Annotated in this window: 13 protein-coding genes and 1 riboswitch; of the genes, 4 read left to right on the forward strand and 9 right to left on the reverse strand. The window is 73.5% G+C overall.

What is annotated here, in order from left to right:
- Positions 1-129 precede the first annotated feature (129 nt).
- From ACH4E7_RS12910 to ACH4E7_RS12935, 6 genes are all read right to left on the reverse strand, one after another.
- Entirely contained in the window at positions 130-1,872 is a 1,743-nt protein-coding gene (locus ACH4E7_RS12910) for a methyltransferase (RefSeq protein WP_396249082.1), read from the reverse strand.
- A gap of 51 nt (positions 1,873-1,923) precedes the next feature.
- The gene (locus ACH4E7_RS12915; protein WP_396249083.1) at positions 1,924-3,132 is read right to left on the reverse strand and encodes a 4-hydroxybenzoate 3-monooxygenase; all 1,209 of its coding nucleotides are present in this window, start codon (positions 3,130-3,132) and stop codon (positions 1,924-1,926) included.
- Between the two features lie 189 nt (positions 3,133-3,321).
- On the reverse strand, positions 3,322-4,065 hold the full coding sequence (locus ACH4E7_RS12920; protein ID WP_396249084.1) for a dienelactone hydrolase family protein: 744 nt from the start codon (positions 4,063-4,065) through the stop codon (positions 3,322-3,324).
- 309 nt (positions 4,066-4,374) lie between these two features.
- Entirely contained in the window at positions 4,375-5,445 is a 1,071-nt protein-coding gene (gene hcp / locus ACH4E7_RS12925; RefSeq protein WP_396249085.1) for a hydroxylamine reductase, read from the reverse strand.
- A 183-nt stretch (positions 5,446-5,628) separates the two neighbouring features.
- Positions 5,629-6,549 (reverse strand): hypothetical protein, encoded by a 921-nt coding sequence (locus ACH4E7_RS12930; RefSeq protein WP_396249086.1) that lies wholly within the window; start codon positions 6,547-6,549, stop codon positions 5,629-5,631.
- Positions 6,550-6,659: 110 nt separating this feature from the next.
- Positions 6,660-7,571, reverse strand: coding sequence for a LysR family transcriptional regulator (locus tag ACH4E7_RS12935; RefSeq protein WP_396249087.1), 912 nt, complete (start codon positions 7,569-7,571; stop codon positions 6,660-6,662).
- A gap of 157 nt (positions 7,572-7,728) precedes the next feature.
- Between ACH4E7_RS12935 and ACH4E7_RS12940 the strand changes: the two genes are divergently transcribed.
- From ACH4E7_RS12940 to ACH4E7_RS12950, 3 genes are all read left to right on the forward strand, one after another.
- Positions 7,729-9,039: an amidohydrolase family protein gene (locus ACH4E7_RS12940; protein ID WP_396249088.1), complete on the forward strand. Its 1,311-nt coding sequence runs from the start codon at positions 7,729-7,731 to the stop codon at positions 9,037-9,039.
- Between the two features lie 204 nt (positions 9,040-9,243).
- A complete protein-coding gene (locus tag ACH4E7_RS12945; protein WP_396249089.1) occupies positions 9,244-9,849 on the forward strand; it encodes a PASTA domain-containing protein in 606 nt (201 codons plus the stop codon).
- 9 nt (positions 9,850-9,858) lie between these two features.
- On the forward strand, positions 9,859-9,996 hold the full coding sequence (locus tag ACH4E7_RS12950; protein ID WP_396249090.1) for a hypothetical protein: 138 nt from the start codon (positions 9,859-9,861) through the stop codon (positions 9,994-9,996).
- Positions 9,997-10,061: 65 nt separating this feature from the next.
- On the opposite strand, the gene ACH4E7_RS12955 is transcribed toward ACH4E7_RS12950, so the two are convergent.
- The 3 genes from ACH4E7_RS12955 to ACH4E7_RS12965 form a co-directional block, all read right to left on the reverse strand.
- Positions 10,062-11,384: an NRAMP family divalent metal transporter gene (locus ACH4E7_RS12955; protein WP_396249091.1), complete on the reverse strand. Its 1,323-nt coding sequence runs from the start codon at positions 11,382-11,384 to the stop codon at positions 10,062-10,064.
- Entirely contained in the window at positions 11,381-12,748 is a 1,368-nt protein-coding gene (locus ACH4E7_RS12960) for a magnesium transporter MgtE N-terminal domain-containing protein (RefSeq protein WP_396249092.1), read from the reverse strand. The genes ACH4E7_RS12955 and ACH4E7_RS12960 overlap by 4 nt, the downstream gene beginning before the upstream one ends.
- A 309-nt stretch (positions 12,749-13,057) precedes the next feature.
- Positions 13,058-13,236, reverse strand: a riboswitch (M-box (ykoK) riboswitch).
- Positions 13,237-13,555: 319 nt separating this feature from the next.
- Complete coding sequence (locus ACH4E7_RS12965) at positions 13,556-13,723, reverse strand: hypothetical protein (RefSeq protein WP_396249093.1); 168 nt, start codon at positions 13,721-13,723, stop codon at positions 13,556-13,558.
- A gap of 428 nt (positions 13,724-14,151) precedes the next feature.
- Here ACH4E7_RS12965 and ACH4E7_RS12970 point away from each other — a divergent pair, with 428 nt between their 5' ends.
- Positions 14,152-16,233 (forward strand): alpha-galactosidase, encoded by a 2,082-nt coding sequence (locus tag ACH4E7_RS12970; RefSeq protein ID WP_396249094.1) that lies wholly within the window; start codon positions 14,152-14,154, stop codon positions 16,231-16,233.
- The last annotated feature ends 192 nt before the right edge of the window (positions 16,234-16,425 follow it).

Below are 16,425 nucleotides of genomic sequence, written 5' to 3' on the forward strand. Positions count from 1 at the left end.
GGCCGCGGCGGCGCCGGCGGGGGGGCGGGCGGGGGGGGGCGGGGGGGGGGGGGGGGGGGGGGGGGGGGGGGGGGGGGGGGGGCGGCCCCCGGCGCCCCCCCCCCCCCCCCCCCCCCCCGGCGGGAATCGTCAGACGCCTTGGGCCGGCTGTGCCGCCTCCGGGGCGTACGCCGGGTGGGGCAGGGCCGCGGTGGCCTTGCGGGCGTGGAGGACGGTGGCGCCCAGGGGCAGCGGGGTCGTGTCGTCGAGGAGGTGGAGGCCGGCGTCGGCGAGGAGGTGGGCGTAGTGGTCGGCGCGGCGTTCGCGGCCGCCGGTGTTGGCCATCATGTGGAGGTCCCAGGCGGTGGCCAGGGAGGTGGAGCCGTCGGCGGGCAGGACGCGCTCGATGATGAGCAGGTCGGCGTGGGCGGGCATCGCGCGGGCGCAGTGGCGCAGGATCTCGGCGCACCGGGTGTCGTCCCAGTCGTGCAGGACGCGGGAGAGGACGTAGACGTCCGCACCCGCGGGGACGTCGGCGAAGTCGCCGGTCACATAGTCGGCGCGGTCGCCGCAGCCGAGCGCGTCGAGCCGGCCGCGGGCGGCCTCGACGGCGTGCGGGCGTTCCAGCAGGGTGCCGTGCAGCCTGGGGTGGGCGGTGAGGATGCGTCCGAGTAGTTCGCCGTTGCCGCCGGCGATGTCGACGACGGTGCCGGGGCGGAGCGCCTCGGCGGCGGCGGTGACGGCCGGGTGGGCGGGGACCGGGTCGAACATGCGGGAGCTGGCGGCCATGGACTGGTCGAAGGTCGCGGCGAGTTCGGGGTCGCGGGCGAAGTGGTCGAAGTGGTTCTCGCCGAAGAGATGGTCGAAGGCGGCCTCGCCGGTGCGGACGGTGTGGTCCAGGGCGGCGAAGGACTGGTAGAACGGGCCGCCGTACATCAGGGCCAGCGGCCGCATCGAGCCCGGGGTGTCGGCGCGCAGCAGGGCGCCGAGTCCGGTGAGGCGGTAGCCGTCGTGATGCTTGGTGACGACGCCCAGCATCGTGAGGTAGCGCAGCAGGGTCGCGAGGCTCTGCGGATGGGCGTCGAGGGTACGGGCCAGCTGCTGCGGGTCGGTCGCGGTGCGGATGTCCAGGGCGTCGGGCAGTCCGAGCCGGGCGGACACCGCGAGGGCCTGGGTGGTCCAGGCGCCGGTGAGCAGGTGCAGGAGGGCCTCGGCCGACCGGTGCGCGCTGTCGCCACCCTGGTGGTCGGCGAGCACGCCGGCGTGGTTGCCGGCCGCGTTGAGCTCGACGCGCCGGTAGCCGGTCCGGGAGCTGGTGGGGGCGGTGAAGTAGAGGACGGTGGCGTCCTCGTGGGGGTTGTAGCCGCCCCCGTCGGGGGCGGCGCCGTGCCGGGCCAGCAGTGCGCACAGGCCGCGCAGCGCCAGCGGGTCCGGGTGTCGGACCTCGAAGGCGAGGTGCGACTCGTGCCGGTGTTCGCGCTCGTGCGCGGCGAGGTCGGCCAGGTCCGAGCCGGGCGGCACGGTCAGGGCGAAGATCTCGACGGTCCGCTCCTCGGGGGCGCCGGGTACGGACGGGCGCAGGATCGTGACGTCGAGGTCGGCCTCGTCGCGTCCGTGCCGCTCGGCGAGGCGGCGGCGGACCACGACGCTGGGCTGCGGCGTCGCGTCGAAGTCCATTCCGCAGGAGGCGAGTTCGGCGCGCAGCGTCTCGTCGTCCGGCGGGAGGAAGAGCAGTGCGGCGTGTGCGAAGCGGCAGTGTTCGGCCATCGACCGCAGTTCGGGGCCGTCGAGGCCGGGCAGTAGGAGCGGGAGCAGGGTCGCGGTGTCGTGCTCCCGGACGAAGTCGGCGGTCGCGCGCAGATGGGTCGCGTCGTCCGGAGGTGTCGCCGTCATGGTGGGGGCGTCCTTCGAGGTTGTGGGGGGTGAGACGTGGGGCCGGGACGGTCAGATGCCGACGTAGTTCTCGGCGAACCAGTCCTGGTGGATGCGTGAGGTGCGCAGCGATTCGATGCGCGAGCGCCGCAGGGATTCGTGGAAGAACGATTCCTCGTCCGATCCGAGCGGGGCGTGCAGCAGTTGGATCATCCAGTGCGAGAACTCCTGGGCGCGCCAGATGTGGGCGAGGCAGCGCCGGGAGTACTGGTCGAGCGCGGTGGGGTCGCCGTGGGCGAGGTCGTCGATCAGGGCCTCGGCGAGGAGTTCCGCTTCCAGGACGGCGAGGTTGGCGCCTTTCGCGGCGGCCGGGGCGGGCAGGCTGGCGGCGTCGCCGGCGAGCAGGAGCGAGCCGTGGCGCAGCGGTTCCATGACGTCGGACTGCAGGTCGATGACGGAGCGTTGGAGGATCCGCCCCTGGTGCAGCGGGCCGTGGTCGGCGGTGCGCATGCGCAGGCCGAGTTCGTCCCAGATCCGTTCCTGGGACCAGGCGTCGGCGGGGGTGCCGCGCTCCCACTGCAGGTAGTAGCGGGTGACCTCCGGGGTGCGGGCCATGTGTCCGGCGAAGCCGCGCCGGTGCAGGGCGTAGCCGACGGCGTCCAGGCTCGGTGGCGCCTCGGCGAGCAGGCCGAGCCAGCTGACGCCGTGGTCGCGGTGGTGGCGGCGGGCGGTGGCGGGCAGGGAGTGCCGGGCCGCGCCGTGGCGGCCGTCGCAGCCGGCCACGTACCGGGACTGCCAGCGGCCGGGGCGGCCGTCGGCGTCGCGGACGGTCACCGTGGGGCGGGTGCCGTCGGCGTCGTCCACGCGCTGGGCCTCGGTCTCGAAGTGGATCCGTCCGCCCGCCGCGAGATAGTACGTCAGCAGGTCGGTGACCAGGTCCTGTTGGGGGTAGACGGTGTGCCGCTCGCCGCGCCCGAGGGAGCTGTAGTCGAGGCGGAAGCTGCCGACCTCGGTGCGGAACTCGCAGGTTCCGTGGGGGAGACCGCGTCGGTGCAGGCCGTCGGCCAGGCCGTGGCGGTCGAGGACGCGGACGGTGTTGGTGGCGAGGAAGCCGGCCCGGGCCCGGGTCTGGACGTGGTTGCGGTCGGCGCGTTCGAGGACGACGCAGTCGATCCCGGCGGCGAGGAGGAGGTTTCCGAGGGTCAGTCCGGCCGGTCCGGCGCCGAGGATGACGACGTCGGCGGAGTCGTGGGCTGTGGTGCGTCTCTGGCGGTCAGTCACGAGAAGTGGATCTTAGCGAGGGGCGGATACATCGGCGAGGGGAAGACAGCTCGTCTTGGTGAATAAAGTGATGATCTTTGTCTCTTGATGGCTTGTCGACGGTGCCGGTTGCCCCCCGGGGGGCGGCGCCCCACCCCGCCGCGCCTGGCGGACCGGGAGGGGTGCCGCGTCCTGAACGCGGGTGGTGTCTCAGCGGTTGCCCAGGGTGTGGCCGAGGAGGGGCAGAAGACGCTCCCAGTGCAGCCGCAGTGCGGAGGGGTTGAAGGCGTCGGTGTCGGACATGGTGAAGCCGTGGACGGTGCCGGGGTAGATCTCGGAGGTGTAGTCGACACCCGCGGCGTCCAGTTCCCGGTTCAGCTCGCCGAGGGTCTCGGGCGTCATGTCGGTTTCGGCGTGGCCGAGGTGGACTCGGGCGGTGAGCCTGGAGAGGAGACGGCGCCTGTCGGGCCCGTCGGCGCCCACGGGGCCGTGGAATCCGGCGACGGCGGCGACCTGGCCGGGGTGGGCCGCGGCGGTGCGCATCGCCAGGAGGCCGCCTATGCAGTAGCCGGTCACGGCGACCGGTCCGGCGCCGACCTCGGGCTGGGTCGTGAGGAACCTGAGGTAGGCGTCGGCATCGCTCAGGACGCGTTCGGCGGTGTGCGCCTTGATCAAGGGCATCAGCCGGGCGACGAGCTCGGGCCGGGCCTCTTCTCCGATGTACTCGGGAAGCTTGACTACCGGCGTCGGACCGTGCCGGTGGAAGAAGTTGGGGACGAGTACGTAGTACCCGTGCCCGGCCAGTTCGAGGGCCAGGTCCCGCAGCACGGGCCGGATGCCGAAGGCGTCCGGGTACAGCAGCACCCCCGGGTGCCGCCCGCCGTGCTCGGGAAAGGCGGCGAAGGCGTCGGCCTGGCCGTCCGCGGTGGGAATCAGCAGGGTCTTGCCGGGCAAACGAGTTCTCCTGTCGTGGTTGACGCGTAGAGCCTGTGGTCAACACGACGGAGGCGGAGCCCGCGCGCCAGCGCCGGACCCTCGGTCGAACTGCGGGCCCGCACCGGCCCGTACGGCGCTCAGCGGAGCACCGGGTCACCGATCCGTGTGTGGCGCAATGCCGTCCCGGTAGTCATCGCCGCCCAACATAGCCCACCGGCCGCGGTCGATTCCAGCGGTCGACGTCGCTCAGGGGGCGTGACGACGGCGAAGGTCTCGGCAGTGAGCAGCGCGATGCGCGATCGTGCTTGTCCGCGCAGACGCCGAACCTCAATCGTCTGTCCGCGGAGCCAGGGTGAGCGGCAGGTCGTCGACCTCGCACTCGAAGGCGTCGGCCAGCGCGGTGGCGATCCTGATGGCGGAGTAGGTGTCGTTGCACTGCCCGAGGTCCACCAGCCGCGGTAGGCCGGCGATCTCGCCGAAGTCGTGCCGGTTGAAGCGGTACTTGGCGCAGCCGAGGGTGAGCACCACGCTGTCCCGGGGCGAGCCGAGCGCGAAGTCGGTGTAGTAGTCCCGTCCGGGAGTGGGGCCATCGCAGCCGCCGACCAGGAAGAAGTGCCGGATGGCGCCCTGGCGGACGGCGTCGGCCACCTGGTCGGCGACCGCGAGGACGGCGTCGCGGCCGAAGCCGACGGTGATGAACTCCTCCTCGGCCGGGGCCTCCGGGAAGCCGGGCAGGGCCTTGGCGGCCTGGATCAGCGGGCCGAACTCGTGGTCGGCGAGGTGTCGGACGCCGGGCCAGCCGACCGGTCCGGCGGTGAAGATCCGGCGGCGGTAGCTCAGGTGGGGCTCGATGATGCAGTTGGAGGTCATCAGGATCGGGCCGGGGAAGGCGGCGAACTCCTGCTGCTGGTCCTGCCAGGCGCCGCCGTAGTTGCCGACCAGGTGCGGGTGGGCCTTGAGCAGCGGGTAGGCGTGGGCGGGGAGCATCTCACCGTGGGTGTAGACGTTGATGCCCTGGTCCTTGGTCTGCTCCAGCAGGGCTTCCAGGTCGCGCAGGTCGTGTCCGCTGACCAGGATCGCCGTGCCCGCGACCGGGGTGGTGCGGACGGCGGTGGGCTGCTGGGCGCCGTAGGTGCCGGTGTTGGCGGCGTCCAGCAGCTCGATCGCCGCGAGGTTCAACCGGCCGAGCCCGACGGCGCGTTCCAGCAGCTCGGCGGGGTCGGTCGGCTCACCGGCCAGGTAGGCCAGGGCGTCCTCCACGCCGCCGTACACCTCGGCGCTGTGCCGGCCGAGCACCTCGGCGTGGTGGGCGTAGGCGCAGATGCCCTTGAGGGCGTAGAGGTGGAGCGAGCGCAGCCCGACGACGTCCGGCCCCACGAGGGCGAGTCCGGCGTCCACCCGGACGTCGGTGGGACGGTTGCTTCCACCCGTCCAGGATCGGAGCGGCCGGTGAGCGCGCAGCAGGGGCGGAGGACCCCATTCGCGGGCCGGGCGACCCCATGGCCCGGGCGGGAGTACCCGCACCCGGCCACCCGGCACACACGGCCGGCCCGCCTCCGGGGCGGACCGGCCGTGCGCGACTCAATGGGCCTTCGGTCCCTGGCCGATCTCGGACGGGTTCTTGCCGTCGGACGGGTTCCAGCCGGTGGTCGGGCTCTCGTCCTCGCTCGGGCTCTTGTCGAGCGAGGGCGCCGGGCCCGCCTCCGCCACCTCCGCCGGATCCTGGCCGCTCTGCTCGATCCGGCTGAGCAGCCGGGCGACGGAGTCGGTGCGCTCGCGCAGCACCGCGACGTGGGCGGCCCGGTCGGGCTCGACGGGCTGCTCGGCGGGCAGCACCGGGATGCCGCGCTGCCGGGCGGTCGCGATCAGGCTCTCGCCGACCTGGCCGACCACGACCAGGGTGGCGGCGGCGAAGGAGCCCGCGTCCGCGGTGCGCCGGCGGCCCAGCAGCCCGCGGTGGACGATCCGGGTCGGGACGGTCAGCTCGTCCAGGCGCTGGTCGACCGAGCCGCGCTCCAGCGCCGCGAGGACGACGGTGGCCAGTGCCTCGCCGGCCTTGGTGACGGCCCACTTGCGGCCGGGCACGGGCGGCAGGAACTCGCGGATCCGGTCGACGTCCTGTTCCAGGGCGGTGGTGGTCAGCACTTCGAAGGCGTTGCGGGTGTGGATCTCGACGACCTTGTCCCACTCGATCTCCTCGCCGTCGAAGCCGACCTTGGTCGACCCCAGGTGCACGGCGCCGAAGCCGTCGAGCAGCCCGAGCAGCTTGTGCGCCACGGCGGGGGTCCGGGGGTGACGGCCGATCAGCGTGCCCACCGAGAGCTTCCACGGCTCGGTGGCGGGTACCGGCGGCGGAGTGACGGAGCCGAGGGCGGTCAGTGCCCAGCGCCCGCCCGCCGCCGACCGGCCGCCCCGCAGCACCGCCTGCCGCCCGGCCTCGCCCAACTCGGCCGCCGCCCCCACCAGACGCCCCAGACCGCCCGTCCACTCACCCGTACGCAACCGCCCGCCCCTCTCTCACAACCGCATCGCAGAACCGCAGGTCCAAGCCACATCCGCGAGCCGCGTTCGGCGACTCGCAGACGCGCCATCGTACGGCCGTTCCACTCGGCTCAGCCGTGGGCGGTGGCCGGGCGGGCGCCGACGGGGTCGGGCGGGGCCGTCTGGAGGGCGACGGCGATGCCGGCGAACTCCTCGATCAGCCGGCTGCGGCGGTTGCGGTCCCAGGCCAGCGCGACCCGGCTGGGCGGCAGTTCGCGGACGGGGAGGTGGGTGACGTCGGGACGGGTGTAGAAGGTGGCGACCGAGAGCGGGAGGACGACGATGCCGTGGCCCGCCGCGACGTACTCCAGCTTCTCCTCGACGGTGCGGATGGCCTGGACGGAGGGCCGCGCCCGGCCGTCCCGCAGCGCGGCCGCCTCCTGCGGCGGCAGGACGGCCTCGGGGTTCTGCAGCAGCGGTTCGCCGGCCAGGTCGGTGAGGGTGACCTCGCTCAGGCCGGCCAGCCGGTGGTCGACCGGGAGCACCACCACGCGCGGTTCGGTGAGCAGGGGGAGGACGGTCAGGCCGCGCTGGTCGACCGGCAGCCGGAGGTAGCCGACGTCCACCCGGCCGTCGTTGATCACCTGGACCTGGTCGTCCCAGCTGGTGCGGAGCACCTCGACGGTCAGTTCCGGATGCTGCTCCGACATCGCCCGGACCGCCGGGGTGACGATCAGACCGGGCATGAAGCCGACGGTGAAGCCGAGCGGCTCCGACCCGCCGGCCCGGGCGACCCGGCGGCGCACCGCCTCGGCGTTCGCCAGCAGTGGCCCGGCGTCGGCCAGCAGTTGCTCGCCCGCCGGCGTCAGCCTGGTGGTGCGCCTGGTCCGGACGAACAGCTTGACCCGTAACTCCCCTTCCAGCGCCATGATCTGACGGGACAGCACCGACTGGGCGATGTGCAGCTCCTCGGCCGCCCGACCGAAGTGCTGCCGCTGCGCGACGGCGGTGAAGTAGCGCAGCTTCCTCAGGTCCAGGTCCACCGGGCCTCCTCCTCGGTTGTGATGCCCGCAGGGTATGACAGCTTCGGGAATGGGTCTTGGACACCGGAAGCCCGACGGCCGCATGGTGAGGTGCAGTCGTTGATCCAACCGGTGGGAGGAAGAGCTGATGATGCGCCTGGAGGACGGGAGAACTGCCGTGACCACTCCGCGGATCCTGGTCCGTGGCGGCTGGATCGTCACGATGGACGCCCAGAACCGCGAATTCCCGACGGGTGACGTGCTCATCGAGGACGGTCGGATCGCGGCCGTCGCCGCCGACCTCGCGCCGGCCGCCGACGCCTCGGTGATCGACGCCTCCGGCACCTTCGTCCTGCCCGGCCTGGTGGACGCCCACCGGCACACCTGGCAGACCGGCCTGCGGCAGTCCGACTCCGAGGCCGCGATCATGGAGTACGTCGGCCGGACCCTGATCGGCCTCGGCGACACGGTCCGCCCGGAGGACGTCTACGCCGGCACCTACCTCGGCGCGCTCAGCGCGCTCAACGCCGGCATCACCACGGTGCTCGACTGGGCGCACGCGATGAACTCGCCCGAGCACGCCGACGCCGCCGTCCGGGCACTCCGGGACGCGGGCGTGCGCGCGGTGTTCGGCCACGCCTGGCCGATCGGCTCGACGCTCGACTTCGCCGCCACCCACCCGGTCGACATCCGCCGGGTCCGCGAGCAGCTGCTGCCCTCGGACGACGGCCTGGTCACCCTCGCGATGGCCGCCAAGGGCCCGGACTACTCCGGCATCGACAACGCGGTCAAGGACTTCGCCCTCGCCCGCGAGCTGGGCATCCCGATCACCACCCACCTGTCCACCGGCCGCCCCGGCCCCGACCACCAGGGCATCCAGCAGCTCCACCGGGCCGGCCTGCTCGGCCCGGACCTGAACCTGGTCCACGTCAACGGCGCCGAGGCCGACGCGCTCAAGCTGCTCGCGGACTCCGGCACCACCGTGTCGATCTGCCCGCAGATCGAGCTGACCATGCCCGGGCTGGGCGGCAACGTGGCGGTCCGTCGGCTGCGCACCGCGGGCGTCAACCCCGGCCTCGGCGTCGACACCGAGTTGGAGTCCAGCGGCGACCTGTTCACCCAGATGCGCTTCGCGCTGGCGGCCGACCGCGCCGAGACGCCGGACGGCGAGCCGGTGCTGGCGGCCCGGGCCGTGCTGCGGATGGCGACCGTCGAGGGTGCCCGCGCCGTCCACCTCGGTGACCGGACGGGCTCCATCGAGCCCGGCAAGGCCGCCGACCTGGTGCTCGTCCGCACCGACGACATCGACCTGGTGCCGGTCACCACCCCCGCCGAGTCGCTCGTCCTGGTCGCCCACACCGGCAACGTGGACACCGTCCTGGTGGCCGGCCGGGTCGTCAAGCGCGGCGGCCGGCTGCTGGCCGACACCGCCCGCGCCCGCGAGCTGGCCCTCGCCTCCGCCGCCCACCTGCGGGGCGCGGGGCGGTGATCGACCGCGTGCCCGCCCCGCCCGGGGCGGGCACGCCGACCGCGGCCCGGCACACACCGCCTCGCCCGCCCACGAGGGTCGTCGGACCGACCCGCCGGGCGCCGCGGTACTCCGCGGCGGCGTCACAGCCGGGCATCCGGCCGGGTGGCACCTACAGTCTGACTGAACCACCGTCAGCGACCGCACGCCCGGGGAGGCATTCCCTTGCCGCAGCTTCCGATCCTGGAGTCATCCGCGCCGGCGTCGCCCTCGACCTCCACGCCCGCCGCATCCCCTCCAGGCGGCGAAGCGCCTCCCGCATCGCTGGGCTGGCCGCTGTCACTGGCCGCCATGGTGATCCTCGCGGGGACGATCGCCGCGATCGGCTGGGTGCTGGAACGGTCCCGCTCACGACGCTCGGGAAGCGTGGTGCGCAGCTGGATCGCGCTCAGCCTGGTCGCGGGACTGTTGATCTTCTGCGCGCTCGCGTTCGCCCTCAAGGACTCCACCCTGCGCAGCACGTTGATCGGCGCGCTCACCGCGGCCGTGGGTTCGGGTACCGCGTTCTACTTCTCCTCGAAGTCGACCGAACAGGCCAACCAGCTCCTCACCGCTGCCGTAGGCGGTGAGGTCGTTCCCTACCTGAAGGGAAAGAGCCAGGCGGACGCGGAGAAGCTGCTGAGCGTGACATCCCTGAAGCTGGTGACGGCGCCCGATTCGCCGCCCCCGAACGGCCGACCGGTGGAGGAACAGGACCCCCCTGCGGGCACCACGGTGCCCAAGGGAACCTCGGTCTCGGTGACCTACGGGCCCTCCGAGCAGTCCTCCTAGGATCCGGCCATGGACTCCGAACAGCACAGCGGCGCCGCGAAGGCCCGCGGGGGCGCGTCGGCCCACCCGCGTCGGGCCGACGCCGAGCGCGACGTCGCCGCGCTGGAGACGACCCCGCCCTCCCTGGTGCGCCGCCCGGCTCCGTAGACACCGCAGGGCCTGCCGTCCACGGACGGCAGGCCCTGCGGTGGAGGCCGGTGGCGGGGTCGGGGTCAGCCGATGCCGAACCAGCCCAGGACGGTCTGGACGAGCAGGATCGTCGACATCGCGGCCACCCCGACCACCACGACGGTGGCCGCGATGCGGTAGCGCGGGCTGTTGGCCGCGTCGCCGAGGACGGAGCGGCGGTTGGTCAGGACCAGCAGGTAGACCAGGACGATCGGGCTGATCAGGCCCTGCAGCACCTGGGTGCCGATCAGCAGCTGGATGACGTCCACCGGGGTCAGCGCGACCACCGCGCCCAGGACGATCTGGGCGGTGAACAGCCCGAGGAACAGCGGGGCGTCGCGGAAGCTGCGGGAGACGGAGCGCTCGACGCCGGCGGCCTCGCCGATCGCGTAGCTCGCCGAGAGCGGCACCACCGCGCCGGCCAGGGCGGAGGCGCCCAGCAGCCCGAAGGCGAACAGCAGCTCGGCGCCGTGCCCGGCGACCGGCTTGAGGGCCTCGGCGGCCTGCGCGGCGGACTCCAGCGGACCGGTGCCGCCGATCGCGGCGGCGGTGGCGATGATGATGGTCAGGCTGATCACGCAGGCGAACACGGCGCCGAGGACGGCGTCGGCCCGGATCAGCTTGTAGTCGGCGGGCTTGGCACCGCGGTCGACCACGCCGGCGGCGGCGTAGAACTGCATGTAGGGGCTGACCGTGGTGCCGATCAGGGCGACGGCCAGCAGGATGAAGTCCTTGCTGGGCTCCACGTGCGGCACGACCAGGTGCTCGCCGACCTGCCCCCAGTCGGGGTGGCCGAGCACCATGGCGACCGGGTAGGCGAAGAACGCCAGCGACATCACCAGGAAGATGCGTTCGGCCCACTTGTACGAGCCGAACAGCACCAGCGACCAGAGCAGGACGGCGGACGGCGGGATGACCGCCCACTTGGGCACGCCGAGCAGCTCGAACGCGGCGCCGATCCCGGCGAACTCGCTGACCACCAGGCCGGTGTTGGCCAGCAGCAGGCAGAAGACCGCGAGGGCGGTCAGCCGCAGGCTGAACTGCTCGCGGATCAGCGCGCCCAGGCCCTTGCCGGTGTGGGCACCGAGCCGGACGGCCATCTCCTGCACCATGACCAGGGCGACGGTGACCAGCACCATGAAGAACAGCGTGCCGTAGGTGAACTGGGAGCCGGCGCTGGCGTAGGTGGCGATGCCCGCGGCGTCGTTGCCGGCGTTGGCGGCGACCAGGCCGGGGCCGGCCACCATCGCGACGGCGGCCAATCGGCGGAGGCCTCTTCGGCGGCCGGAGCGCCCCGGGTCGGACGGCGCGGACGCCGCGGCGGCGGCGTCCGGTCCGGTGTCGAGGGTGTCGAGGTCGCGGGTCACTTGAGGAGCCTCCGGAAGTGCAGTCGCCCACGCTCGGGCAGGAGCGAGTCGAGGATGTCGTCGGCCAGGACCCGGCCGAGCGGGCGCCCGGAGTCGTCGACCACGAGCAGGGAGGTGGCCCGGGCCGCGACCAGCTGGTCGGCGGCCTCGGCGAGCCGGGTGTCGGGCCGGACGGTCACCGGCGGGCCGAACTGGTCCAGCCAGGAGACGAGGTCGCCGATCACCGAGGTGTCCTCGGCCACGGCCAGATCGAACAGCGGGATGTCGGCGATCAGCCGGCCGTCGTCGTCCAGCACCGTGACCGCGTCGATGTCGGTGCGGTGCTCGGCCTGCGCGGCGAGTTCGGCCCGCACCTGGGCGACGGTGTGCGCGGAGCCGGCGGTGACCAGCAGGGTGGTCATCGCGCCGCCGGCGGTGCCCTCGCGGTGGGTGAGCAGGGAGCGCAGCTCGGCCGCCTCGGGCTCGGGCATCCGGGCCAGCAGGGTCTCGCGCTCGCCCGGGGCGAGGTCGCGCAGGGCGTCGGCGGCCTCGTCCGGTTCCATCTCGTCGACGAGCCGGGCGGCGTGCTCCGGGGGTACCTCGCGCAGCAGGTTCTCCAGCTCGGCGGGTTCCATCTCCTCCAGCGCGTCCGCGGCGTGCTCCGGCTCCAACCAGCCCAGCAGCTGCTGGCGCTCGTGCCGGCCGAGGTCCTCCAGGATGTCGGCGAGGTCGGCCGGGCGCAGCCGGTGCAGCGCGGAGCGGGAGGCGCGCAGCCGCACCTCGGCGGGCCCGTGGGTGGCCTGCTCGCCGAACGGGGCGACGGACTGCCAGTCCAGGACGCGTTCCGGGGTGGGGCGGATCTGCCAGCGGCGCGGGCCGAGCCGGCGCAGCAGGGTGGGCAGCGAGACGTCGACCCCGACCAGGACGGTCCGGGCGGCGAGCGGGGCCAGGTAGAGGTCGGCGGCGCGGGTGACCTGGACGCCGTCGACGTCGACGAGCTGGTGGTCCAGCACGTCGCGGGCCAGCAGGACCTCCCCGGGCCGGCGGTTGAACTCGCGCAGGTCCACGCGGGCGGTGCGCAGCCGGACCTGCCCGGTCTGGATCCGCTCGACGGCGTCGGCGGCGATGAAGGTGCGGCGGCGGCCTATTCGGATGATCAGTCCGGTGACCGGCGGGTACGGCTCCGCCCCGTAGAGGCGCGCGACCACGTCGACGACGCGGCCCACCTCCTCGCCGGCCTGGTTGGTGGCCGGGCCGCCGACCAGCCCGGCGACGGAGACCAGCGAGGAACGGACGGTCCGGGAGACGGCGGTACGGCGCTCGGCGGCGACGGTGCGATCGCGCAGTCGGGCCGTGGCGGACGTGAGCAGGGTGGTGGCAGCCATGGTGGGGACCCCCTCGCCCCGACAGGACGGGGCAGCGGGCCGCCCGGCGGCACGTCACCGCCGACCCCGACCGCGGCGCCGGTTCCAGGCATGCGCCGGGGCCTCCCGCGTCAGGACGGACGGGAGGGCGGAGCGGCCGGACCGCATCGGTCAGGGAAGGAGGGAGCGCCTCGGGCGGCGGAAGGACGGCGAGGACGACATCGGGAAAGGCTGACTATGGCCAGGACTTCCGTCCATCACGCCTCCTCCCGGTCTCGGCCGCGCATCGTGGTCGCGGCGGCACGGCAGGGGGAGACCGACGTCAATGCCCGGGCACCCCCACTCGTCAGAGCTTTGGCACTCCACGGCGTGTCCCTGGTCGATCCCGACGGGAAGCCACTTGGGGTCACCCCTTGAGCCGGGGAGACCTGTCCTGATCCGGAGCGTCTCTCGACGGGTGGGATCAGTGGCCTGTGTCCGTGAAGACGCCTCACCGAACGAGGTGTCTGTTCAAATCGGCCCCAGGATAGGACCTGAAGGTGCTCGCAGCGTAATCCTTGACCCGAGCTTGACCCGGGCCTGACCTGCGGGGGAGCCGCCGGGGCGCACGGCCGGGGGCGCGCAGCGGTGCTCCGGCCGACGGCGGTGGGGGCCGAACTTCCCCGTGGGCGGCCCCTGGTGACGCTGATTCCGACACCGAGGGGAACCCGCCTGCCGCCCGCCGTCCGCGACGTGGCCGCCGTCGCCGCGCTTCCGTCCGGTACGGCGTGCGGCAGCACCGGACGACGAACCGGGTGCTGATCCCGGCCGGGAGTCCGTCCCCGAAGGTCAGCGCCGGCCGAACAGCCGCCCGAGCCAGCCGCCGGACGCCCGCTCCTTCGGTGAGCACGCGCACCGCTGGGACTTGGGCACCCCGGCCAGCACCTGTTCGACGTGCATCCCGCACCCGGCGTAGGTCGGCTTTCCGCAGGTGCGGCAGACGACTCGACGGCACATGCCGTGCTCCCTTCCTCGGCCCCCGGTGAATGGACTGACACGACCAATATACCCCCGCCGGTATTCACCCCTTCGGGCCTCGCCGGCGCCGCTCCTTCGGGGCGTTCTCCCGGCGCGGACGGAAACCGCCCGAGGCCGTTCCGGCCCCGTGGATGCAGGGCGGCCGTCCGGCTCTCCGTTGGGGGCGGGAGACGGCGACCGCCTGTGCGCTTTCCGTTGACGACACCCCGGCGCGGCATGTGAAATGACACATGTCACCGATCACATGGGTCAAGGGCTCATGGGTCGAGGCCCGAACCCGAGCCCTCGGCCGCGATTTTGAACGTTCAAATCCCCGGGTTCAACCCCCCACGGCCGGCCGGCTGCCCCCGTCAAACCACGTGACGCAACGTCATTCCCCCACACCCCCACTCCCCACAGGAGCACCCGTGCGCCTCCTTCCCCACCGCCTCGCGGCACCCCTGCTCGCGCTGGCACTCGCCACCACCGGCCTCGGAGCCCTCAGCCTCGGCGCGGCCGCTCCGGCCGCCGCCCTGGGCAACGGCAACGCCCTCACCCCGCCCATGGGGTGGAACTCGTGGAACTCCCTCGGCACCGAGGTCACCGAGGACCAGGTCGTCCAGACGATCGACTTCATGGCCGCCAACGGCCTGGTGGCGGCGGGCTACAACACCGTCACGATCGACGACGGCTGGTCGCTCTGGCACCGGGACGGCCAGAGCACCGACTTCGTCCGGACGCCGAACGGCTCGATGCAGCTGTACGACGCCGCCGGGAACCCGGTCACCGGGACGGACGGCACCGGCAACGACCCCACCTCCGGCCACCTGATCCCGCGCCCCGACCACTTCCCGTCGCGGACCGTCGACGGCCGGACCGTCAACGGCATCCAGTTCCTGGCCTGGTACGCCCACAGCAAGGGCCTGAAGTTCGGCCTCTACGCCACCGACACCTACGAGACCTGCCAGATGCACCCCGGAAGCCTCGGCCACGAGAGCACCGACGCCGGCGACTTCGTCTCCTGGGGCGTCGACTTCGTCAAGTACGACGACTGCCCCTACGGCCCGCAGATCACCGGCCCCGACGGTCACAACTACTACACCCAGGGCGAGGGCAGGGAGCTCACCCGCTCCATCTACGCCCGCGTGCAGACCTTCCAGCGGGCCCTCGACGCCGCCTCCGCCGGCCAGGGCCGCCCGAAGGTCACCCTCAGCGTCTCCGCCCAACCCGCCCACACCGGTGTGCCCTACCTCCTCGACCCGGCCGACCCGGCCCGCACCGACCCGGTCGTCCAGGCCGCCGGGACCGCGCCGTTCACCGCGCCCGGCTACGCCCCGACGGGCGTGTGGTGCGGGCAGGTGGCCAACCTGTGCCGGATCGGCGGGGACCGCGACAGCGAGCTCGACGGCGTGCTGTGGAACGGGCAACTGCAGACCGCCCTTCAGTACCCCGGCAACGTGCGCCCGGGCAGCTGGAACGACCTCGACATGATGTTCACCGGCTGGAACGACGTGTACGGCCTCTACGGCACCAGCGACACCTGCACCTGCCACAAGCCGTTCACCGACGACGAGTCGCGCACCGAGACCTCCGTCCTGTCCATGCTCGCCGCGCCGTTGATCTCCGGTGCCGACCTCCGTACCGCCGGGCAGTCGCAGCACAGCGCGAACGGCTACACGTGGTCCACGGGCATCGGTGCGTCGAGCCTCGCGGTCCTCAAGAACGCCGACGTCATCGCCGTCGACCAGGACACGCTCGCCAAGCCCGCGACCCTGGTCGGGGCCAGGCCGGCAACCGCGACCGCGCCGGTGGTGCTGAAGCGGCAGCTGGCGAACGGGGACACCGCCGTGCTGTTGGTGAACCAGGACCCGAACAACTGGCAGACGGTCGGCAGCGACCTCACCTCGCTGGGGCTGACCGGCGGATTCACGTACAAGGAGCTGTGGACCGGTGCCACCGGCACGGTGGCGGCCGGTGGCACGGTCGGCGGCACCTGGGTCGCTCCGCACGGCGTCGCGATGTTCCGGCTCACGCCGCAGGCCACGACCGCACCGGCGGCGGTCGTGGGCGACGGGAAGTACCACGCGCTGAGCGCGGGTGGTACGGGAGGCCTGGTCCTGGAGGTCGGCGGCACGTGCGGCTCGCCGCTCACCTCGGCCGCCGACGTCAACACCTGGTGGCCCACGCACACCTCCGAGCAGTGGACGTTCACGAGCAACCCCGACGGCACCGTGCGGATCGGCGACAACTGCGACACGGCCACCCAGGTCCACACCGTCCTGGCGGCGGGGACGTCGGCGGGTAACAGTGCCTACCTGCTGAACTACTCGCCGGGCAACCCGTGGCAGGAGTGGCGGGTCGGCCAGAACGCCGCGACCGGAGCGCTCACCATCACCAACGTCGCCACCGGGCTCGCCCTCAACGCCGGTGGCGGCACAGAGGGTTCGACGGTGACCACCGACGCGGTGAACGGCGCTGCCGCGAGCCAGAGTTGGAGCGTGATCTCGTAATCCCACCCGGGCACGGGGGGGGGGGGGGGGGGGGGGGGCCCGGGGCGGCCCCCCCCCCCCCCCCCCCCCCCCCCCCGCCGCGCCCCCCCCCCCCCCCCCCCCCCCCCCCCCCGCCCCGCCGCCCGGCCCCGCGCCGAGGCCGCCGCCCTGGATGCCCCCCAGGCCGCGTCCGCGTGCCGTGGGGCGAGCGGG

The organism is Kitasatospora sp. NPDC018058 (assembly GCF_044327205.1).
Lineage (GTDB): Bacteria > Actinomycetota > Actinomycetes > Streptomycetales > Streptomycetaceae > Kitasatospora.